The 21169-nt window shown below is 70.4% G+C and carries 17 protein-coding genes; 7 read left to right on the forward strand and 10 right to left on the reverse strand.

Annotated elements, in window-relative coordinates; all coding sequences use genetic code 11:
- Positions 1–70: 70 nt before the first annotated feature.
- Entirely contained in the window at positions 71–1231 is a 1161-nt protein-coding gene (locus OG974_RS12985) for a hypothetical protein (protein WP_327282846.1), read from the forward strand.
- 25 nt (positions 1232–1256) lie between these two features.
- Positions 1257–2225, forward strand: coding sequence for a heme A synthase (locus OG974_RS12990; RefSeq protein WP_371646808.1), 969 nt, complete (start codon positions 1257–1259; stop codon positions 2223–2225).
- Positions 2226–2283: 58 nt separating this feature from the next.
- Here OG974_RS12990 and OG974_RS12995 read toward each other — a convergent pair whose 3' ends face one another.
- From OG974_RS12995 to OG974_RS13005, 3 genes are all read right to left on the reverse strand, one after another.
- Complete coding sequence (locus OG974_RS12995) at positions 2284–3411, reverse strand: amidohydrolase family protein (protein WP_328762368.1); 1128 nt, start codon at positions 3409–3411, stop codon at positions 2284–2286.
- Positions 3412–3559: 148 nt separating this feature from the next.
- Positions 3560–3904, reverse strand: coding sequence for a hypothetical protein (locus tag OG974_RS13000; protein WP_327282849.1), 345 nt, complete (start codon positions 3902–3904; stop codon positions 3560–3562).
- 39 nt (positions 3905–3943) lie between these two features.
- Positions 3944–4891: a heme o synthase gene (locus OG974_RS13005; protein WP_327285604.1), complete on the reverse strand. Its 948-nt coding sequence runs from the start codon at positions 4889–4891 to the stop codon at positions 3944–3946.
- Positions 4892–5147: 256 nt separating this feature from the next.
- Here OG974_RS13005 and tkt point away from each other — a divergent pair, with 256 nt between their 5' ends.
- The 5 genes from tkt (at position 5148) to pgl (ending at position 11910) form a co-directional block, all read left to right on the forward strand.
- A complete protein-coding gene (gene tkt / locus OG974_RS13010) occupies positions 5148–7253 on the forward strand; it encodes a transketolase (RefSeq protein ID WP_327282850.1) in 2106 nt (701 codons plus the stop codon).
- 35 nt (positions 7254–7288) lie between these two features.
- Positions 7289–8407: a transaldolase gene (tal, locus tag OG974_RS13015; protein WP_327282851.1), complete on the forward strand. Its 1119-nt coding sequence runs from the start codon at positions 7289–7291 to the stop codon at positions 8405–8407.
- A gap of 5 nt (positions 8408–8412) precedes the next feature.
- Positions 8413–9939 (forward strand): glucose-6-phosphate dehydrogenase, encoded by a 1527-nt coding sequence (zwf, locus tag OG974_RS13020; protein WP_327282852.1) that lies wholly within the window; start codon positions 8413–8415, stop codon positions 9937–9939.
- Complete coding sequence (gene opcA / locus OG974_RS13025) at positions 9936–11027, forward strand: glucose-6-phosphate dehydrogenase assembly protein OpcA (RefSeq protein WP_327282853.1); 1092 nt, start codon at positions 9936–9938, stop codon at positions 11025–11027. Before zwf ends, opcA begins: the two co-directional genes overlap by 4 nt.
- A 100-nt stretch (positions 11028–11127) precedes the next feature.
- A complete protein-coding gene (pgl, locus tag OG974_RS13030; RefSeq protein WP_327282854.1) occupies positions 11128–11910 on the forward strand; it encodes a 6-phosphogluconolactonase in 783 nt (260 codons plus the stop codon).
- Positions 11911–11987: 77 nt separating this feature from the next.
- Here the strand turns inward: pgl and pgi are convergent, their stop codons facing one another.
- The 7 genes from pgi to OG974_RS13065 form a co-directional block, all read right to left on the reverse strand.
- Positions 11988–13694, reverse strand: coding sequence for a glucose-6-phosphate isomerase (pgi, locus tag OG974_RS13035; protein WP_327282855.1), 1707 nt, complete (start codon positions 13692–13694; stop codon positions 11988–11990).
- A gap of 153 nt (positions 13695–13847) precedes the next feature.
- Positions 13848–14183, reverse strand: coding sequence for an RNA polymerase-binding protein RbpA (locus tag OG974_RS13040; protein WP_007263454.1), 336 nt, complete (start codon positions 14181–14183; stop codon positions 13848–13850).
- A 186-nt stretch (positions 14184–14369) separates the two neighbouring features.
- On the reverse strand, positions 14370–14591 hold the full coding sequence (gene secG / locus OG974_RS13045) for a preprotein translocase subunit SecG (RefSeq protein WP_327285605.1): 222 nt from the start codon (positions 14589–14591) through the stop codon (positions 14370–14372).
- Between the two features lie 151 nt (positions 14592–14742).
- On the reverse strand, positions 14743–15519 hold the full coding sequence (gene tpiA / locus OG974_RS13050; RefSeq protein ID WP_327282856.1) for a triose-phosphate isomerase: 777 nt from the start codon (positions 15517–15519) through the stop codon (positions 14743–14745).
- A gap of 6 nt (positions 15520–15525) precedes the next feature.
- A complete protein-coding gene (gene pgk, locus OG974_RS13055) occupies positions 15526–16737 on the reverse strand; it encodes a phosphoglycerate kinase (RefSeq protein ID WP_327282857.1) in 1212 nt (403 codons plus the stop codon).
- A gap of 144 nt (positions 16738–16881) precedes the next feature.
- Positions 16882–17889 carry a type I glyceraldehyde-3-phosphate dehydrogenase gene (gene gap, locus OG974_RS13060; RefSeq protein ID WP_327282858.1) on the reverse strand — a complete coding sequence of 336 codons (1008 nt, stop codon included), beginning with the start codon at positions 17887–17889 and terminating at the stop codon, positions 16882–16884.
- A gap of 231 nt (positions 17890–18120) precedes the next feature.
- Positions 18121–21075, reverse strand: coding sequence for a M14 family zinc carboxypeptidase (locus tag OG974_RS13065; RefSeq protein ID WP_371646529.1), 2955 nt, complete (start codon positions 21073–21075; stop codon positions 18121–18123).
- Positions 21076–21169: the final 94 nt, after the last annotated feature.

The following is a 21169-nucleotide window of genomic DNA, read 5'->3' on the forward strand; positions in this document are numbered from 1 at the left end:
ACGTTGGCCTGGCAGGAGGATGTGCGCCGCCCCGCGGGGGCGGTGCACACCAGGACGCCGGGGGGCGGGCATGGCGCAACGGGAAGACGTTCTACGACTGGACGCCCAATGGGCGAGGATCCGGTCGGGGGCCGCGCGGGCGGCGCCGGCCGAGGCCGAGGCGCTGCTCACGGAGCTGATCGGCGCCCTGCGCGAACCGGCGCGGACCGACCCCGAGTGCGCGGCGCGGCTCGGCCTGCGCCTGGGCGACCTGGCGGCCCGCCGGTTCGCCGGCGGTGACCGGGCCGGGGCCCTGTCCGCCGTCGAGGAGGGGTTGCGGCATGCGCAGCAGGCCGCCGCGCACGCCCCGGAGTACGCCCGCTGGTACGCCCGGGGCCTGATCAACCAGGGCGTCTGGCTGTCCTGGCCGCTCAGCGACGGGGACCGGCTGCCCCGCTACCCGCTGGGCCCTGCGGCCGAGAGCGGCCCGAGCGCCATGGAGCGGGCGGCGGGCGAGCGCGCCCGCGACCTGACCCGGGCGGCCGTCGAGGTGTGGGCGGGCCTGGACCAGCACGATCCGGTCAACCGCCGCGGCCTCGCCCAGGCGAAGGTCTTCCTCGGGGACCGCCTCGCGGAGCTGGGCGCCGCCGAGGAGGCGGTGGCCTGGGCGGTGGACGCGGAGGGCGGATTCCGCCAACTGCTGCTCGCGGCTCCCGGCTCCGAGGAGGCCCAGGAGGCGGAGGAGGCCCTCGACCACATCGGCCGCCAGCTCGAACTGCGGCTGCGCTACCTGTCCTTCGACTCCCTGGTGAGCCTGCGCGGGCAGGGCCTGCTGCCGGACCCCCTGCTGCCCCAGGCCGTGGTGGCGGCCCGGATCCAGGGGGTGGCCGAGCCCGAGATGGCGGCGCGGCTGCACCTGGAAGCCGAGCAGGTGCGCACGATGCTGGAGGTCACGCCCTGGCGCGCCGTGTGGCGCTTCGAGGTGCGCGGTCCTGACGGACTGTGGAACGTACAGGAACACCCTTGGCACAACGGGGCAGAAGTGAGGAATAGGACTGCTGAGGACATAGGTGACGAATTGGTCCGCCAGTTCGCGGCGTCCGCGGACTACCCGGGCGACGGCGGCCATTGGCGCGTCGGCGTCTGGTGGCACGAGGAAGGCGACCCCGCCGGGGCCCGGTTCAGGCGGGTCGCGGGACCCGACGCGGCGACGGGCGGGCCTACGGGCGGTGGGGCGGGGACCCCCTCGTGAAAGTTTGCACAAGGCTCCGCGTACGATAAGGGCCGTGTTGACCCCTCTCGCTTACATCTCCAGCCGCTGGACCCCGTCACCCCGGATCGTCCGGCGGGCCGCGCTCGCCGCGCTCGTCATGAGCGTGGTCATCGTCGTCACCGGCGGTGCGGTGCGGCTGACCGGTTCCGGTCTCGGCTGCGACACCTGGCCCAAGTGCACCGACGGCAGCCTGATCGTGACCGAGGAGCAGGGTTTCCACGGCGCCGTCGAGTTCGGCAACCGCATGCTGACGTACGTGCTCTGCGCGGCCGTCGGCTGGGGCATCATCGCGGCCCGCTCGGCCAAGCCCTGGCGCCGTTCGCTGACGCGGCTCGGCTGGCTCCAGTTCTTCATCGTGATGGGCAACGCGGTCCTCGGCGGCATCACCGTGCTGACGGGGCTCAACCCGTACAGCGTGGCCGGGCACTTCCTCCTCGCCACCTCCCTGATCACCGTCACGACGGTGACCTGGCAGCGCACCCGCGAAGGCGACACCGCTCCCCGGCCGCGCGTCCCCGGTCCCGTGCGCAAGCTGTCGTGGGCCTTGATCGCGACCACCCTGGTGCTGGTCGCGGCGGGCACGGTGGTCACCGGTTCGGGTCCGCACGCCGGCGACCGCAGCGAGATCGAGCGGATGCCGTTCGACTGGTCGGCCACCGCCCACGTCCACGCGGTCTCCGCCTGGGTGGTGTGCGCGCTCGCCGTCGCGATGTGGCTGGTGCTGCGCGTGGTCGACGCACCGACCGACACCCGGGCCCGCGCCCGTGACCTGCTGATCGTGCTGCTCGCCCAGGGCGGCATCGGCTACGTCCAGTACTTCACCCACGTGCCCGAGGTCCTGGTCGCCCTCCACATGCTCGGCTCCTGCCTGGTGTGGATCGCCGTGCTCCGCGTGGCGCTGAGCCTGCGCGAGCGGCCCGCCGCACAGGCGGAGATCCCGGCGCAGGCCGACCCGCAGCTCTCCTCCGTCTGAGCCGCCGGGGGCTCGGGGCCCGGCGCCGCGCCGGCCCGGACCCCTCGTGCGCGCCCGCTCAGCCCCGTTCGTCCAGCCGGTAGACGCGGCGGGCATTGCCCGCCGCGATCATGGCCGCGACCCGTTCGGCGTCCCGCCAGGACCAGGCGCCCTCACCGACCCAGCCGCCCAGCACCCGGCCCAACGCCTCTCGGAACACCAGGGCGCCCACCGCGTGCAGCTCGGGCAACCCGCGCCCGCCACTGGAGAACAGCAGCTTGCCGAACGGGGCGAGCTCCAACACCTCGGCCAGCACCCCTGCCGTGCGCGGCCCGCTCTGCCCCGGCGCCGCACCGAGATCGGCGTGGACGTGGGGGAACGCCGCCGCCAGCTGGGCGGCGTGCCGGTGGTACGGGTACCCGCCGAGCAGCACCAGCCGGGTCCCCAGCCCCGCGGTGGCCCGTACGAACTCCGTCAGCAACGCCGGATCGGTCAGCTCCGGCCGCTGCCCCGGCTCGCCCGCGCCCGCCCCGGTGTGCAGCTGGACCGGCAGCCCGGTCGCCACGGCGCTCCACAGCAGGTGCCGCAGGAGCACGGGGTCCCGTACGGCCCCGCCCTTGGAACGCCGGGCCAGCCACCGGCCGGCCGCCCCCCGCACCTCGCCCGGACCGGGCGGCTCCGGGTCGCGCCCGAGCACGGCGGGATACCCCGCGTCCGCACCGCAGGTGAAGGCCACGGCCGCGGCGGCCGCGTGGTGGACGGCTGCGGCGAGATTGGCGAGGAAGGCGGGGACCGTGCCGGAGGTGTCGGCGACCTGTTCGGCCAGCAGCTCCAGCCGTACGACCTCGAAGGCGTCGGCGTCCCCCGCGAGCGCCAGTTCCTTGGGGACGGTCAGGTCGCCCGGGACTCCCGTGTCGACCAGATAGGCGGCCACCCCGGAACCGCGCAGCAGCCTGCGCCCGACCTCGGCGACCCCCAGCTCGCGCCGCCGGGCCAGGTAGCGGGCGGGGGTGCAGTGCGGCTCCAGTCCGAGGAGCGGCGGACACCAGCGGCGTACCGCGAACCCGGTCTGGGTGTCGAAGAAGGTGGTCCCGGCGGCGGCCGGGCCGGCCGAGCGGATCAGCTGGGCCTCGAAGGTGCCGAGGCCCAGCTCCGTGCGGAGCACTCCGTGGCAGTACTGGTCCACCAGGGGCGGCGTTTCGATCATCCGGGCATCCCGTTGCGGACGTGAGGAAGGGGCTTCCACACGTCCTAACGGGTGAGTGGGGTGTGAGGTGTTGCTCGCGCTGTTGACCGAGAGGCCACCTGGGGAACTTCCCGGTGGCGGCCGGCGGCGGGCGGAGCCGCTGCCCGACTCAGGCCGCCGGGTTCGACGCCCCGCCGAGCTGGATGCCGGCCATCCGCGACCACTCGTACGGACCGGTCTTCACACGGGCGGCGAACTCGCCGTCGAACTCCTCGTGGAGGGTCAGGCCGGCCTTCTGCGCGGCGAGCTCGGCCACCGCGTAGGTCGGGGCCACCAGGTCGCCCCAGCCGCCGTCGGTGCCGACGAGGACGATCCGGGTGCCCGCCTGGCCGATGTGCGCGATCTGGCCCTCGGCGCCGCCGTGCTCCTTGGCGAACGCGCCGATCTGCTTGGCCAGCTTCGCGGCCTTCCGGTCCTGCTTCTTGTCTGCGGTGTCCGCCGTGGTGTCTGCCATGGACAGCATGCTACCGGCGGGTAATGAACGGAGGAAGCGTCAGCGGAGGAAGGGATCCACGGCCACCGCGACGAACAGCAGCGACACGTAGGTGATGGACCAGTGGAACAGGCGCATCTCCTTGAGCTTCGCGCCGGTCACGCCCGCCTTGGCCCGCGCGTGCAGCGCGTGCGCCTCCCACAGCCAAAAGCCGCCGGCCGCCAGCGCGACCGCGGTGTAGAACCAGCCGGTGTACCCCAGCGGGGTCAGCAGCAGCGAGACGGCCACCATCACCCAGCTGTAGATGACGATCTGGCGCGCCACGGCCTTGTTGCCCGCCACGACCGGCAGCATCGGCACGCCGACGCGCGCGTAGTCCTCCTTCACCTTCATGGACAGCGGCCAGTAGTGCGGCGGCGTCCAGAAGAAGATGACGAGGAAGAGGATGACGGCGGCCCAGGAGACCTCGTTCTTGACGGCGGACCAGCCGATGAGCACCGGCATGCAGCCCGCGATGCCGCCCCAGACGATGTTCTGCGCGGTGCGCCGCTTCAGCAGCATCGTGTAGACGACCACGTAGAAGAGGAGCGCGCCGAGCGCGAGCGCGGCCGACAGCCAGTTGACGAGGAACCCGAAGAACAGGGTGGAGACCACCGCGAGGGTGATGCCGAAGGCCAAGCACTCGCGCGGGCTGACCATGCCGGTCACCAGCGGCCGCTGCGACGTCCGGTCCATCAACGCGTCGATGTCGCGGTCGATGTACATGTTCAGCGCGTTGGCGCCGCCTGCGGACAAGTACCCGCCGAAGCAGGTCGCGAGGACCAGCCACAGTGACGGCACGCCCTGCTCGGCGAGGAACATCACCGGCACTGTGGTGATCAGCAGAAGTTCGATGATCCGCGGCTTGGTCAAAGCCACGAAAGCCATGACCCGGGCCCCGAACGGCCGGTGACCGGGGCTCGTCCCGAGCACCCCCGCTGGACGGGATTCGACGGCCGTCACGCACACCCCTGACAGAGAAACCAGCAAGCTCCGGACATATAGGTCCGCGGAAGGCTCGCACGTACCACGCCACTGTAGACGTTGCACTTACGTCGCCCCGCGCGGGGGTCGCCTCGTGTTGGTCCGATCGGACCGTCGACGTTGTGACGGACTGCGCGCACTCGAATAGCTGCACGCCGCCGCGGGGGTAGGCTCGGAATCGCGCCGGTGCACCGTTCGTCACCGGGTAACAAAGACATGTGGAGAGGAGCCCTGACTCACGGTGAGCACCAAGCCGACGACCACAGAGCTCGACTGGACCGACCTCGACCAGCGGGCCGTCGACACCGCCCGCATCCTGGCCGCCGACGCGGTCCAGAAGGTCGGTAACGGCCACCCCGGTACGGCGATGAGCCTGGCCCCCGCCGCGTACACCCTCTTCCAGAAGGTGATGCGGCACGACCCCGCGGATCCCGAGTGGGTCGGCCGCGACCGTTTCGTGCTTTCCGCGGGTCACTCGTCCCTCACTCTTTACACCCAGCTCTACCTCGGCGGCTTCGGCCTGGAGCTGGCCGACCTGGAGGCCTTCCGCACCTGGGGTTCCAAGACCCCCGGCCACCCGGAGTACGGTCACACGGCCGGCGTCGAGACCACCACCGGCCCGCTGGGCCAGGGCATCGCCAACGCGGTGGGCATGGCCATGGCCGCCCGTTACGAGCGCGGCCTGTTCGACCCGGAGGCCGCCCCGGGCACCTCCCCGTTCGACCACATGGTCTACGCGGTCGCGGGCGACGGCTGCCTCCAGGAGGGCATCTCCCACGAGGCGTCCGCCCTGGCCGGCCACCAGAAGCTCGGCAACCTGGTGCTGCTGTGGGACGACAACCACATCTCCATCGAGGGCGACACCGAGACGGCCGTCTCCGAGGACACCCTGAAGCGCTACGAGGCCTACGGCTGGCACGTCCAGCGCGTCGCCCAGCAGCCGAACGGCGACCTCGACCCGAAGGCGCTGTTCGAGGCCCTGGCCGCGGCCAAGGCCGAGACCGGGCGCCCCTCCTTCATCGCGATGCGCTCGATCATCGCCTGGCCGGCCCCGCACGCCCAGGGCACCGAGGCCTCGCACGGCTCGGCCCTCGGCGACGACGAGGTGGCCGCGACCAAGCGCGTGCTCGGCTTCGACCCGGAGAAGAGCTTCGACGTCTCCGACGAGGTCCTCTCGCACACCCGCAAGGCGCTGGACCGGGGCCGCGAGGCCAAGGCCGCGTGGGAGAAGGAATTCTCCGCCTGGCGCACCGCCAACGCGGAGCGCGCCGCCGAGTTCGACCGCATCAACGCCAACGAGCTGCCCGCGGGCTGGGAGGACAAGCTCCCCGCCTTCGAGACCGGCAAGGGCGTCGCCACCCGCGCGGCCTCCGGCAAGGTGCTCGAAGCGCTCGGTTCGGTCATCCCGGAGCTGTGGGGCGGCTCGGCCGACCTGGCCGGCTCCAACAACACCACGATCGACAAGCACTCGTCCTTCCTCCCGAAGGGCAACCCGCTGCCGGAGGCCGACCCGTACGGCCGCACCGTCCACTTCGGCATCCGCGAGCACGCCATGGCCGCGACCATGAACGGCATCGCGCTGCACGGCCACACCCGCATCTACGGCGGCACCTTCCTGGTGTTCTCCGACTACATGCGCAACGCCGTCCGCCTGTCCGCGCTGATGCACGTGCCGGTGACGTACGTGTGGACGCACGACTCCATCGGTCTGGGCGAGGACGGCCCGACCCACCAGCCGATCGAGCACCTCGCCTCGCTGCGCGCCATCCCGGGCCTGAACGTGGTCCGCCCGGCCGACGCGAACGAGACCGTCATCGCCTGGCGCGAGATCCTGCGCCGCCACACCAAGGTGTTCGGCAAGGGCGCCCCGCACGGTCTGGCGCTGACCCGCCAGGGCGTACCGACGTACGAGCGCAACGAGGACGCCGCCAAGGGCGGGTACGTGCTCTTCGAGGCGGAGGGCGGTCAGGCGCAGGTCGTCCTGATCGGTACGGGCTCCGAGGTCCAGCTCGCTGTCGGCGCGCGCGAGGCGCTCCAGGCCGAGGGCGTCCCGACCCGTGTGGTCTCGATGCCGTCCGTCGAGTGGTTCGAGGAGCAGGACCAGGCGTACAAGGACAGCGTCCTGCCGCCGTCCGTCAAGGCGCGGGTCGCGGTCGAGGCCGGTGTCGGCCTGACCTGGCACCGCTACGTCGGCGACGCCGGCCGGATCGTCTCGCTGGAGCACTTCGGTGCCTCGGCCGACGCCAAGGTGCTGTTCCGCGAGTTCGGTTTCACCCCCGAGGCCGTGGCCGCCGCCGCCAAGGCCTCTCTTGATGAAATCGGTGGGATCACCGCCGCCGCGCGCTGACACCGGTACACGAACCAGTAGGAGATGCAATTCCCATGACAGACGCACTCAAGCGCCTCTCCGACGAGGGCGTGGCGATCTGGCTGGACGACCTGTCCCGCAAGCGCATCACGTCCGGCAACCTGGCCGAGCTCATCGACCAGTCGCACGTGGTCGGTGTCACCACCAACCCGTCGATCTTCCAGAAGGCGATCAGCAGCGGTGACGGCTACGAGCAGCAGCTCGCCGACCTCGCCGCCCGCAAGGTCACCGTCGACGAAGCCATCCGGATGATCACGACGGCGGACGTCCGCGACGCCGCCGACATCCTGCGCCCGGTCTACGACCGCACCGACGGCCAGGACGGCCGGGTCTCCATCGAGGTCGACCCCCGGCTGGCCCACGACACCACGGCGACGATCGCCGAGGCCAAGCAGCTCGCCTGGCTGGTGGACCGCCCGAACACGCTGATCAAGATCCCGGCGACCAAGGCCGGCCTGCCGGCGATCACCGAGGTCATCGGCAAGGGCATCAGCGTCAACGTCACGCTGATCTTCTCGCTGGAGCGCTACCGCGAGGTCATGGACGCGTACCTGGCGGGTCTGGAGAAGGCCAAGGCCGCTGGCCTGGACCTGTCCGAGATCCACTCGGTCGCCTCCTTCTTCGTGTCCCGCGTGGACAGCGAGATCGACAAGCGCCTGGACGCCGTCGGCTCCGACGAGGCGAAGGCCCTCAAGGGCAAGGCGGCCCTCGCCAACGCCCGTCTGGCTTACGAGGCCTACGAGGAGGTCTTCTCCTCCGACCGGTGGAACGCCCTGGAGCGCGTCGGCGCCAACAAGCAGCGTGCGCTGTGGGCCTCGACGGGCGTCAAGGACCCGGCGTACAAGGACACCCTGTACGTGGTCGACCTGGTCGCCCCGAACACGGTGAACACCATGCCGGAGGCGACGCTGGAGGCGACCGCCGACCACGGCGAGATCACCGGTGACACCGTGCGCGGCACCTACGAGCAGGCGCGTGCCGAGCTCGATGCGGTCGCGAAGCTGGGCATCTCGTACGACGATGTCGTGCAGCTGCTGGAGGACGAGGGCGTCGAGAAGTTCGAGGCGGCTTGGAACGACCTGCTGAAGTCCACGGAGGCGGAGCTTGAGCGCCTCGCCCCTACGGAGGCCTGAGCACTTTGTCTGTAGACGGAGCGAACCCGCTTCGTGACGCACAGGACCGGCGGCTCCCGCGCATCGCGGGGCCGTCCGGCCTGGTCATTTTCGGCGTTACGGGTGACCTGTCGCGCAAGAAGCTGATGCCCGCCATCTACGACCTGGCGAACCGGGGGCTGCTGCCGCCGGGCTTCTCGCTGATCGGCTTCGCCCGCCGTGAGTGGGAGCACGAGGACTTCGCACAGGAGGTGTACGAGGCCGTCAAGCAGCACTCGCGCACCCCCTTCCGGGAGGAGGTCTGGCAGCAGCTGGTGCAGGGCTGCCGGTTCGTGCAGGGCGACTTCGACGACGACGCGGCGTTCGAGACGCTGAAGTCGACGATCGACGAGCTCGACAAGGCGCAGGGGACGGGCGGCAACTTCGCCTTCTACCTGTCCGTGCCGCCGAAGTTCTTCCCCAAGGTGGTCCAGCAGCTCAAGAACCACGGGCTGGCGCAGAAGGAGGGCTCTTGGCGGCGTGCCGTCATCGAGAAGCCCTTCGGGCACGACCTGAAGAGCGCCGAGGAGCTCAACAAGGTCGTCCACGAGGTGTTCCCGCGTGACGAGGTCTTCCGGATCGACCACTACCTCGGCAAGGAGACCGTCCAGAACATCCTGGCGCTCCGCTTCGCCAACACGATGTTCGAGCCGATCTGGAACCGGTCGTACGTCGACCACGTGCAGATCACCATGGCCGAGGACATCGGCATCGGCGGCCGGGCCGGGTACTACGACGGCATCGGCGCGGCCCGTGACGTCATCCAGAACCACCTGCTCCAGCTGCTCGCGCTGACCGCGATGGAGGAGCCCGGCTCCTTCCACCCCAAGGCGCTGGTGGCGGAGAAGCTCAAGGTCCTCACGGCCGTGGAGCTCCCCGAGGACCTGGGCAAGCACACCGTGCGCGGCCAGTACTCGGCGGCGTGGCAGGGCGGCGAGAAGGTCGTCGGGTACCTCGAAGAGGACGGCATCGACCCCAAGTCGAAGACCGACACCTACGCGGCGATCCGCCTGGAGATCAACAACCGCCGCTGGGCGGGCGTCCCGTTCTACCTGCGGACCGGCAAGCGCCTGGGCCGCCGCGTCACCGAGATCGCCGTGGTCTTCAAGCGGGCCCCGTACCTGCCGTTCGAGTCGGGCGCGACCGAGGAGCTGGGGCAGAACGCCCTGGTCATCCGGGTCCAGCCGGACGAGGGCGTGACGGTGCGCTTCGGCTCCAAGGTTCCGGGCACCTCCATGGAGGTCCGGGACGTCACGATGGACTTCGCGTACGGCGAGTCCTTCACGGAGTCGAGCCCCGAGGCGTACGAGCGGCTGATCCTCGACGTCCTGCTGGGTGACGCGAACCTCTTCCCGCGCCACCAGGAGGTCGAGCTGTCCTGGAACATCCTCGACCCGATCGAGGAGTACTGGGACAAGCACGGCAAGCCCGCGCAGTACCCGGCGGGCACCTGGGGGCCGATCGAGGCGGACGAGATGCTCGCACGAGACGGACGGAGCTGGCGCCGGCCATGAAGATCGACCTCACGGAGACCACCTCCAGCAAGATCAACGCCGCGTTGGTGCAGGCGCGCCGGGACATCGGCACGCCGGCCATCGGCATGGTCCTCACGCTGGTGATCGTGACCGACGAAGAGAACGCGTACGACGCGCTCAAGTCGGCGAACGACGCGTCCCACGAACACCCTTCGCGGATCGTCGTCGTCATCAAGCGGGTCAGCCGCTCCCCGCGCAGCCGCCGCGACGCCCGACTCGACGCGGAAGTCCGCGTCGGGGCGGACGCCGGCACCGGTGAGACGGTGGTGCTCCGCCTTCACGGTGAACTGGTCAACCACGCCCAGTCCGTGGTTCTCCCGCTCCTCCTGCCGGACGCGCCCGTCGTGGTCTGGTGGCCGGACGGCGCCCCGGCGAACCTGATGGGCGATCCGCTGGGTGCGCTCGGGCAGCGCCGGATCTCGGACACGTACGCCTGCGAGAGCCCGCAGCAGGCGCTCGGGGACCGGGCCGCGGCCTACGCCCCGGGTGACACGGACCTGTCCTGGACCCGGATCACGCCGTGGCGCTCGATGCTGGCCGCCGCGCTGGACCAGCAGACCGTGAAGGTCACCTCGGCGGTCGTCGAGGGCGAGGACGAGAACCCGAGCTGCGAGCTGCTGGCCATGTGGCTGGCGGACCGCCTCCAGGTGCCCGTCCGGCGGACCGGTTCGCAGGGCCCCGGCCTGACCTCGGTCCGGCTGGAGACCAAGGACGGCGACATCGTCCTGGACCGGGCCGACGGCTCGCTGGCCACGCTGTGCATGCCGGGTCAGCCCGACCGTGCAGTGGCGCTCAAGCGCCGCGACACGGCCGAGCTGCTCGCGGAGGAGCTGCGCCGGCTCGACCCGGACAACACCTACGAGGCCGCGCTGAAGTTCGGCGTGTCGCGTCTGGAGGCCGCTGTGGCCGCCGGCGCGTCGGCCGCTCCGGCGAAGACGGCGCCCGCACCGGCCGAGGTCACGGCCACGGACTCCCCCGAGACCGTGACCGGCCCCAAGGCCGACGCCGGGGCCGCGAAACCCGCGGCCAAGCCCGCCAAGCCGGCCAGGAAGTCCTCGGCCAAGTAGCCGGCAGCCGCTGCGCGGAGCCGTCCCCGGCAGGGGGTCCGGCTCCGCGCAGCGGTACACGTACCCACCGCACTATCAAGAAGGCGGCACCACCATGGGTATGACGACTCCCCAGGTCGTCGTCCACCGGGACAAGGAGCTGATGGCGCAGGCCGCGGCGGCCCGGCTCATCACGAAAATCGTGGACGCGCAGGCGGCCCGGGGCAGCGCCTCGGTGGTCCTGACCGGCGGGCGCAACGGCAACGGACTGCTGGCCGCACTGGCGGCGGCCCCGGCCCGGGACGCCGTCGACTGGGCCCGGCTGGACCTGTGGTGGGGCGACGAGCGGTACGTCCCGGCCGACGACCCCGAGCGCAACCACGTACAGGCCCGGGAGGCCCTCCTGGACGCCGTCCCGGTGGACCCGGCGCGGGTGCACGTCATGCCGGCCTCGGACGGCCCGTACGGGGCGGACGTGGATGCCGCGGCCGCGGCCTACGCGGCCGAGCTGGCGAAGGCCGCCGGGCCCGAGGACCACGGCCCGGTCCCCACCTTCGACGTGCTGATGCTGGGTGTCGGTCCGGACACCCACGTCGCTTCGCTCTTCCCCGAGCACCCCGCCTCCCGCGAGACGGAGCGCACGGTGGTCGGCGTGCACGGCGCACCCAAGCCCCCGCCGACGCGGGTCTCGCTGACCCTCCCGGCGATCCGGGCGGCCCGGGAGGTCTGGCTGCTGGCGGCCGGCGAGGACAAGGCGGGCGCGGTGGCCATCGCGCTCGGCGGCGCGGGCGGCGTACAGGCGCCCGCCGCGCAGGCCTGCGGCCGCTCGCGCACCCTGTGGCTGCTGGACCGCGCGGCCGCGGCGAAGCTCCCGGCGGGGCTGTATCCGCCGGCCGCGTCCTGACGCGGCTTCCCGAACACGGAAGGGCCCGCTCTCCCCGGGGAGAGCGGGCCCTTCGTCATGACCGGGCGGCGACGGGCTCAGGCGCGGCCGCGCAGCTCCCGGTAGGTGGCCACGAGGGCCTTCGACGAGGCGTCCAGACCCGGAACGTCCGCGCCCTCCGTCAGCGCCGGCTCGACCCGCTTGGCGAGGACCTTGCCGAGCTCGACGCCCCACTGGTCGAAGGAATCGATGTTCCACACCGCGCCCTGGACGAACACCTTGTGCTCGTACAGCGCGATCAGCTGGCCCAGCACCGCCGGGGTGAGGTCCTGCGCCAGGATCGTCGTGGTCGGGTGGTTCCCCTTGAAGGTCTTGTGCGGGACCAGGGGCTCCGGCACGCCCTCCGCCCGGACCTCGTCCGCGGTCTTGCCGAAGGCCAGCGCCTGCGTCTGCGCGAAGAAGTTCGCCATCAGCAGGTCGTGCTGCGCCGCGAGCGGGGGCGGCAGTTCGCCGATCGGGCGGGCGAAGCCGATGAAGTCCGCCGGGATCACCTTCGTGCCCTGGTGGATCAACTGGTAGTAGGCGTGCTGCCCGTTGGTGCCGGGCGTGCCCCACACCACCGGACCGGTCTGCCAGTCCACCGGATTGCCGTCCCGGTCCACGGACTTGCCGTTGGACTCCATGTCCAGCTGCTGCAGGTACGCGGTGAAGCGGGAGAGGTAGTGGCTGTACGGCAGGACGGCGTGCGACTGCGCGTCGAAGAACGCCCCGTACCAGATCCCCAACAGGCCCATGAGGAGCGGTGCGTTCTGCTCCGGCGGCGCCGTGCGGAAGTGCTCGTCCACCGTGTGGAAGCCGCCCAGCAGCTCCCGGAAGGCGTCCGGGCCGATCGCGATCATCAGGGAGAGGCCGATCGCGGAGTCGAAGGAGTAGCGTCCACCGACCCAGTCCCAGAACCCGAACATGTTGTCCGGGTCGATGCCGAACGAGGTGACCTTCTCCGCGTTGGTCGACAGCGCCACGAAGTGCCGCGCCACGGCCGCCGCGTCACCGCCGAGACCCGCCAGCAGCCACTCGCGCGCCGACTCGGCGTTGGTGATGGTCTCGATGGTGGTGAAGGTCTTGGAAGCGATGATGAACAGCGTCTCGGCCGGGTCCAGGTCCCGTACCGCCTCGTGCAGGTCGGCGCCGTCCACGTTGGACACGAACCGTACGGTCAGCGCGCGGTCGGTGAACGCGCGCAGCGCCTCGTACGCCATCGCCGGACCCAGGTCGGAGCCGCCGATGCCGATGTTGACCACGTTCTTGATGCGCTTGCCGGTGAAGCCGGTCCACTGCCCCGAGCGGACCTGGTCGGAGAAGGCCGCCATCTTGTCGAGGACGGCGTGGACTTCCGGGACGACGTTCTCGCCGTCCACCTCGACCACCGCGTCCGCGGGTGCGCGCAGGGCGGTGTGCAGGACCGCCCGGTCCTCGGTCGTGTTGATCTTCTCGCCGCGGAACATCGCCTCGCGCAGCTCGGCCACGCCCGTCGCCGCCGCCAGCTCCCGCAGCAGCTCCAGCGTCTCGTCGGTCACGAGGTGCTTCGAGTAGTCGACGTACAGGTCCCCGACCCGCAGGGTGTAGCCCGTGCCCCGGTTCGGATCCGCTTCGAACAGCTCTCGCAGATGCGTCTGCCCCAGCTCTTCGCGGTGCTTGCCGAGTGCCAGCCACTCGGGCGTCCGGTTGAGCCTCGTACGGCCCTCCGGTCGCCCACCGCCACCCTCGCTCGACGCGCTTCGCTCGGCGGCCTGATTTGCGTTCATCTCGGACATCAACCCGTTTCTTCCGTCCTGTCGTGCCCCGCCGATCACCAACCTAAGGGATCGGAAGCGGCGCAACGCACGCAAAGGGGCCCGGCCCGCTGGAGAACGACTCCTGCGGGCCGGGCCCGATGTCACACCGTCACTGCTGCGTTTTCAGATCTCGCCGCGGAGTTTGGCCAGCGCCTCGGCGAGGATCGCCTCGCCATCGGCGTCCGTGCGGCGCTCCCGTACGTACGCCAGGTGCGTCTTGTAGGGCTCGGTGCGCGGCGGCGCCGGCGGGTTGTCCCGGTCTTGGCCGGCCGGGAACCCGCAGCGCGGGCAATCCCAGGTGTCCGGCACCTGTGCGTCGCTGGCGAAGCTCGGCTGCGTCTCGTGCCCGTTCGAGCACCAGAAGGAGATGCGCAGGCGGGGCGCGGATTCGCCGCGCTCGGCCTCACCCATCGGCCCCGCTCCGACCCGACTGCCACGGATCGCGTTGCCACTTGCCACGGTCGTAACTCCCTGCGTGATGGTGCCGCGAAGCGTGAGTGGATTCCGCTGCGGGCGCCCCAGTCTACGTAAGGCCCAACGCGCGTCCATCACATGGAGTTACTCACCCCACGCGCGGACGCCGTCCTCATGATAGGCGGGGCGGAGCCGACCGGACCGGCGGAATGGCCAGAACCGTCTGCTTCCCTACTTCAGCAGAATGCCGAGCGTCATGATGCAGGCGAACCAGAGGAGACCGATCACGACGGTGATGCGGTCCAGGTTGCGCTCGGCGACCGAGGAACCGCCGACCGACGACTGCATGCCGCCGCCGAACATGTCGGAAAGGCCGCCGCCCTTGCCCTTGTGCATCAGCACGAGCAGCATCAGCAGGGCGCTGAAGACGATCAGGGCGATCGAGAACCCCATAATCACGGCTGATTCCTACTTTCTGGCTTTTCTGGCTTTCCGGCTCTGCTGGATGTGCGCGGGGGCCAGTGGCTGGTCGTTCAGCCTCCTGGCCCCCGCAAGGGTACGACGGATCCGTCCTACCGCATACTCACTGCGACGATCACGCAGGTCACTGGTCGCGGAACCGGACGATCTTCACGAACTCGTCCGCGTCCAGAGCCGCGCCGCCGATCAGCGCGCCGTCGACGTCGGGCTGCGCCATGATCGCGGCGATGTTGCCCGACTTCACCGAGCCGCCGTACTGGATGCGGACCTTGTCGGCCAGCTCCTGGGAGTACAGCTCGGCGAGGCGGGTGCGGATCGCCCCGCAGACCTCCTGCGCGTCCTCGGGGGTGGCGACCTCGCCGGTCCCGATCGCCCAGACGGGCTCGTACGCGATCACGATGGACTCGACCTGCTCGGCCGGAACGTCCTTGAGGCCGCCGTCGACCTGGGCGAGGGTGTACGGGACCTGCTGTCCGGCCTTGCGGACGTCCAGGCCCTCGCCGACGCACAGGATCGGGGTGATCCCGTGCTGGTAGGCGGCCTTGACCTTGGCGTTGCAGAGCTCGTCGCCCTCGCCGTGGTACTGGCGGCGCTCGCTGTGGCCGACGGCCACGTACGTGCACTTCAGCTTCGCGAGCATCGAACCGGAGATCTCGCCGGTGTAGGCGCCGGAGTCGTGCGCCGAGATGTCCTGGGCGCCGTACTTGATCTTCAGCTTGTCGCCGTCGACCAGGGTCTGGACCGAGCGCAGGTCGACGAAGGGCGGCAGGACCGCGACCTCGACGGCGTCGTAGTCCTTGTCGGCGAGCGCGAAGGCGAGCTTCTGGACGTGCGCGATGGCCTCAAGGTGGTTGAGGTTCATCTTCCAGTTGCCCGCCATCAGCGGGGTACGCGTGGTCATAGGGGTTCAGACCTCCAGTGCGGCGAGGCCGGGGAGCGTCTTGCCCTCAAGGTATTCGAGGGAGGCGCCGCCACCGGTCGAGATGTGGCCGAAGGCGTTCTCGTCGAAGCCGAGCGTGCGCACGGCCGCGGCGGAGTCGCCGCCGCCGACCACGGTGAACGCGCTGCTGTCGACGAGGGCTCGCGCGATGGCGCTGGTGCCTCCGGCGTAGTCGGGGTGCTCGAAGACGCCCACGGGACCGTTCCAGAACACGGTCTCCGCGTCGGCGATCTTCGACGCGTACAGCTCGCGGGTCTTGGGACCGATGTCCAGACCCTCCTTGTCGGCGGGGATCTTGTCCGCGTCGACGGTCTCGAAGACGGCCGGAGCCTTGGTCTTCAGGTCCGGGAAGTTGGCCGAGGCCAGGATGTCGACCGGGAGGACCAGCTCGACGCCGTTCTTCTCGGCGCGCTCCATGTACTCCGTGACCTTGTCCAGCTGGTCTTCCTGGAGCAGGGAGATGCCGACCTCGTAGCCCTTGGCCTTGAGGAAGGTGTACGCCATGCCGCCGCCGATGAGCAGGCGGTCGGCCTTGCCGAGGAGCTCGTCGATGACAGCGAGCTTGTCGGAGACCTTGGCGCCGCCGAGGACGACCACGTACGGGCGCTTGACTTCGGCGGTCAGCTTCTTCAGGACGCCGACCTCGGTGGCGATCAGGTAACCGGCTGCGTGCGGGAGGCGCGCGGGCAGGTCGAAGACCGAGGCGTGCTTGCGGTGGACGGCGCCGAAGCCGTCGCCGACGTAGAGGTCGGCCAGCTCGGCGAGCTCGTCCGCGAAGGCGCCGCGCTCGGCGTCGTCCTTCGAGGTCTCACCGGCGTTGAAGCGCAGGTTCTCGATGACTGCGACCTGCCCGTCGGCGAGGGCGGCGACGGTCTCCTTGGCGGAGTCTCCGACGGTGTCGGTGGCGAACGCGACGTCCGCACCGAGCAGTTCACCCAGTCGCTTGGCGGCCGGAGCGAGCGAGAAGGCCGGCTCCGGGGCGCCCTTGGGGCGGCCCAGGTGCGAGGCGACGACCACGCGGGCGCCGGATTCGGCGAGCTTCGCGATGGTCGGCAGCACGGCGCGGATGCGGCCGTCGTCGCTGATCTCACCGTTCGCCAGAGGCACGTTGAGGTCCGCGCGGACGAAGACCCGCTTGCCGGTGACGCCTTCGGCGAGCAGTTCGTCGATCGTCTTCATGTGTTTCTACTCCTTATCCCCATACACGGGTTCTGCCGGTGCGGGGCCGATCGTTCGAGGCAAACGACAGGGCCCGTGCAGCGCTCCATCGCGCTGACCGGACCCTGCGTTCACGTCTTGGTGCCTAGCCCTGCTACCTGAGACTTAGAGCTGACCGCCGACGAAGACGGTCAGGTCGACGAGGCGGTTGGAGTAGCCCCACTCGTTGTCGTACCAGCCGACGACCTTGACCTGCGTACCGTCCTGAACCATGGTCAGGGAGGAGTCGAAGGTGCAGGAAGCCGGCCAGTTCACGATGTCGGAGGAGACGATCGCGTCCTCGGTGTAGTCGAGGATGCCCTTGAGCTGGCCCTCGGCGGCCTTCTGGAAGGCGGCGTTGATCTCTTCCTTGGTGGTCTCGCGGGAGAGCTCCAGGACGAGGTCGGTGACCGAGCCGGTCGGGACCGGGACGCGCATGGCGATGCCGTCCAGCTTGCCCTTGAGCTGCGGGAGGACCAGCGCGGTCGCCTTGGCGGCACCCGTCGAGGTCGGGATGATGTTCTCGGCGGCGGCGCGGGCGCGGCGCAGGTCCGAGTGCGGGAAGTCCAGGATGCGCTGGTCGTTCGTGTACGCGTGGACCGTCGTCATCATGCCCTTGACGATGCCGAAGTTCTCGTCGAGGACCTTGGCCATCGGCGCCACGCAGTTGGTGGTGCAGGAGGCGTTGGAGATGACGTGGTGGTTGGCGGCGTCGTACTTGTCCTGGTTGACGCCCATCACGATGGTGATGTCCTCGTCCTTGGCCGGAGCCGAGATGAGGACCTTCTTCGCGCCCGCGGCGATGTGCTTGGCGGCGTCGGCCTTCTTGGTGAAGATGCCGGTGGACTCGATGACGATGTCGGCACCGAGCTCCCCCCAGGGCAGGTTCGCGGGGTCGCGCTCGGCAAAGGTCTTGAAGGTGTTGTCGCCGACCGTGATGGTGTCGTCGGTGTGGGACACCTCGGCCTTGAGGCGGCCCAGAATGGTGTCGTACTTGAGAAGGTGCACCAGGGTCGCGTTGTCAGTCAGGTCATTGACACCGACGATCTCGATGTCCGCTCCCTGCTCAAGGAGCGCCCGGAAGTAGTTGCGGCCAATTCGGCCAAAACCGTTGATGCCTACGCGGATCGTCACGAACCGATCTCCTCGTTGGTGCGCCGGCCTGTCCCGCCGGCGAGCTGTATGGGATGTCCCCGACCGCTTACGACCCTACCTCTCCGTGAGCTTTTGAGTGACATCGGCCGGGACCTGACATTCCCCCTGCCACAGGGGGACCGCCGCCGGGGCACCGCACCGGGCACTCGGTGCGGCACCCCGGGGACCTCGACCCCCGTCACTCAGGGTGAGCGACGGAGGCGTTGTCGATCAACGATGCAGCGACCGGAGCGCCTTACCGACGAGTACGGCTCGGTCCGCCGCCGCCGGCAGGTGTTCGAGGCCGAAACCGAGGAGCACGGTGTTACGCGTAGTGACCGACGCGTACGACTTGAACAGCTCCCCGGACCGGGACCAGTCCCCCGGAACCACGGGGCTTCCCGCAGGGGCGCCCTGCGCGGTCCATACCCCCAGCGAAGTCTCGAACCCCTCCGCGGGCTGGTCGGCTCCGCCGACGGAGACGCGCGCGTCGTCCGCGAAGAGGCCCCGGCCGCCGGAACCGCCGTCCGAAACGTACGAGAGGGAGACCTCTACGGTCTTGCCCGCGTACGCACTCAGGTCGAAGGTGACCTGCTTCCAGCCGTCGGAGGACCCGGTGAAGCTGTTCCACTGGCCGCTGGTGCCGTTGGCGGTGCAACCGGCGCTGTCGAGGGTGAGGTAGTGCTTCAGGAAGGGGTGGCCGTTGACGTAGAACCCGGCCTCGCACTCCGTCGGGACGGCGCTGCTGGTCAGGCCTCCCGCCTCGGGCAGCGTGGTCCAGTCCTCGGCGCCGCTGGTGTGGGCCTCCAGGACCGCGTGGTCGTAGCCCTGCTCGGTGTTCCAGTTCAGGGCCATCTTGAGCTGCGGCCTGTCGGCGGCGGTGACCTTGGTCAGGTCGACCGTGCGGGTCAGCCGCTTCCACTCGTCGTCCTCGTGGGGGGCCGCCGCCATCCACGCGCCGGCGTAGGGGGCGTACGGGTTCACGACCCCGGCGTACTGGCCCGCCTGCGCGCTCTTGAACTGCGGGAACTGCGCCGCGGGCAGGGAGTCGGAGGTGACCGCGTAGGAGCCGGGGGCGTTGAGCGGGTTGCCCGTCGCGTCGCCCAGGCCGCCCTTGGCGCCGGTGAGGGCACCCGTACCGGCGAAGCCGGTGGCGCCGCGGGCACTCGTACGGCTGTAGGCGCCGAGGTAGTACTGGCTGAAGTCGTCCGTCACGGCGCGGCCGACCTGGGCGTTGCCGCCCGCGAGTTCACCGGCCTCGATCAGCTTGCCGCCCTCGTTGAGGAAGTCCCGAACGGCGAGCTGGGTGTCGCCGCCGGGGGTCTTGGCGCCGGTGTAGTGGACGGCCGTGCGGAAGTGGGAGAGCACGCCGAGGGGGTGCGGGACGCCCTGGACGGCCACGTCCCAGACCGCAGCCGACCTGCCGTTGGCGCGCAGGGCGTCGACGTACTCCTGCGCGTGCTGCGCCTTGGCGCCCTCCTCCGCGATCACCAGCACGTCGGCGCGGGGCCGCTGGGCCACCGTGTACGTGAAGTGCTCGCTGGAGACCTGCCGGCCGGAGCCGTCGCGGCCGGTGAACCAGACCTCGACCTTGTCGCCGGGCTTGGCTCCGTCCACCTTTGCCCGGTACTCGTCGAACCAGTTGTTGTCGTCGCCGCCGTAGACGTCGCCGCCCTTCCAGGCCTTGAGTCCGTCGTCGTGCGTGCGGCCGCCGTTGATGCGGAACTTGAGCTGCTTGTCCTTCAGCGCCTTGCGGGCCGTGACGGAGACCGTCTGGTCCTCTCCCTTGGCCACGTAGGAGGTGGTGAAGGGGTCCGGGGTGAAGTCCGCGGCGCTCAGGCCCACGGAGGACTTGGGCTGGTCCGGGTGGGCGGCGCTCTCGCCGACCGCGAGGGCGAAGGAGACGTTCTTCGCGAACTCCGCCTGGATGAGCTTCTCGTCGTCCGGGAAGTTGAACCCGGACTGGCAGTCCTCGGGCTTCCACCGGTCGTTGGGGTCGCTCGCGGAGGCCGTCTGGCAGGTGGTCATCTCCGGCGTGAACATCATGACGCCGTTGACGTTCGCGGCGTGGCCGTCGGCCTCGCCGTTGGTGGTGTAGAGCTCGGAGGAGATCTGCGGGTAGTAGCCCGGGATCGCGGAGTTCTCCGGGGTGCCGGCGAGCGCCTTGTACGCGACGTCGTCCGGGGTCGGGGTGGCCACCTGCCAGCCCACGCCGTAGAGCAGCAGCTCGGACGCGGAGTGGTAGTTGATCGCGTACTTGAAGCCGATGCGCTTCTCGAACTTGTCGAGGGCGACGGTCTCCGGCTCCGAGGACGCCTTGGCTCCGCGGTAGGTCTCGCTCGACTGGTTCGGCGAGGAACCCTCGTTGTCGTAGCCCCACTTGTAGGCGAAGTTCCGGTTGAGGTCGACGCCGTCGCCGGTGGTGATCTTCCCGTCGCCGTTGTTGTCGCGCAGGTTCTTGCGCCACAGCCGGTCGCCGCCCGGGGAGTGCGTGTAGTCGTACCCGTCCGGGTTGGCGGACAGCAGGAACCACAGCTCGGTGGAGTCCACCAGCTTGGTGATCCGCTGGTCCTTGCCGTAGTTGTCGAGGGTGTGGTGCATCAGCCGCCGGGTCATCTCCGGGGTGATCCACTCGCGGGCGTGCTGGTTGGACATGTAGAGCACGGACGGCTTGTCGCCGTCCTTGGTCGTGCGGGCGTTCTTAGTAACCTTCAGGGCGAGGATGTCCTTGCCCTGGACGGTCTTGCCGATGGAGACCACCTTGGCGAGGCCGGGGTTGGCCTGGGCGGTCTTGAGGATCTCCTCCTGGAGTCCGCCCTTGCCGCTGTAGGGGCGGAACACCCCGTCGCCGACGACCTGGGAGCGGGCCGCGCTCGCGGGGACCTTGTGCTCGGCGAGCTTGACGCCCTGGCCGGCGAGCTCCCTGGCCTGGCCGCCGGTGAGGAACAGCTCGACCTTGGCGGTCCCGGTCTCCGGGGCGCGTTCGGTGAGCTCGTGGGCGTCCTGGCCCGCGGCGAGGAGGAGCGGGATCTGCTCCTTGGTGACGTCCGCGTCGTAGACCCGAACCTCGTCGGCGCCGGGTGCGGCGTCCGCTGCGGGCTGGGCGTGGGCCGCCGGGAGGGCGGCCAGTGTGGTTCCGAAGACGAGTGCGCTTGCGGCGAGGATCGATCTCGCGCGGTGCCTCATGTGCCCCCCTGGGCGTCGTCTGCCACGAAAGCGTTTCGGACGACAGGCTCACGATCAGGCGATGCTCATGTCAATGGGGCGTGTCTCAAAGGGG

Origin of the sequence: Streptomyces sp. NBC_00597, from assembly GCF_041431095.1 — a bacterium.
Lineage (GTDB): Bacteria > Actinomycetota > Actinomycetes > Streptomycetales > Streptomycetaceae > Streptomyces.

Bases quoted from the DNA above. Each gene is read 5' to 3' on its own strand.
- OG974_RS12985 (WP_327282846.1), top strand. From the start codon at position 71: ATGGCGCAACGGGAAGACGTTCTACGACTGGACGCCCAATGGGCGAGG.
- OG974_RS12995 (WP_328762368.1), bottom strand. From the start codon at position 3,411: ATGATCGAAACGCCGCCCCTGGTGGACCAGTACTGCCACGGAGTGCTC.
- OG974_RS13000 (WP_327282849.1), bottom strand. From the start codon at position 3,904: ATGGCAGACACCACGGCGGACACCGCAGACAAGAAGCAGGACCGGAAG.
- tal (WP_327282851.1), top strand. From the start codon at position 7,289: ATGACAGACGCACTCAAGCGCCTCTCCGACGAGGGCGTGGCGATCTGG.
- opcA (WP_327282853.1), top strand. From the start codon at position 9,936: ATGAAGATCGACCTCACGGAGACCACCTCCAGCAAGATCAACGCCGCG.
- pgl (WP_327282854.1), top strand. From the start codon at position 11,128: ATGACGACTCCCCAGGTCGTCGTCCACCGGGACAAGGAGCTGATGGCG.
- pgi (WP_327282855.1), bottom strand. From the start codon at position 13,694: ATGAACGCAAATCAGGCCGCCGAGCGAAGCGCGTCGAGCGAGGGTGGC.
- secG (WP_327285605.1), bottom strand. From the start codon at position 14,591: ATGGGGTTCTCGATCGCCCTGATCGTCTTCAGCGCCCTGCTGATGCTG.
- tpiA (WP_327282856.1), bottom strand. From the start codon at position 15,519: ATGACCACGCGTACCCCGCTGATGGCGGGCAACTGGAAGATGAACCTC.
- pgk (WP_327282857.1), bottom strand. From the start codon at position 16,737: ATGAAGACGATCGACGAACTGCTCGCCGAAGGCGTCACCGGCAAGCGG.
- OG974_RS13065 (WP_371646529.1), bottom strand. From the start codon at position 21,075: ATGAGGCACCGCGCGAGATCGATCCTCGCCGCAAGCGCACTCGTCTTC.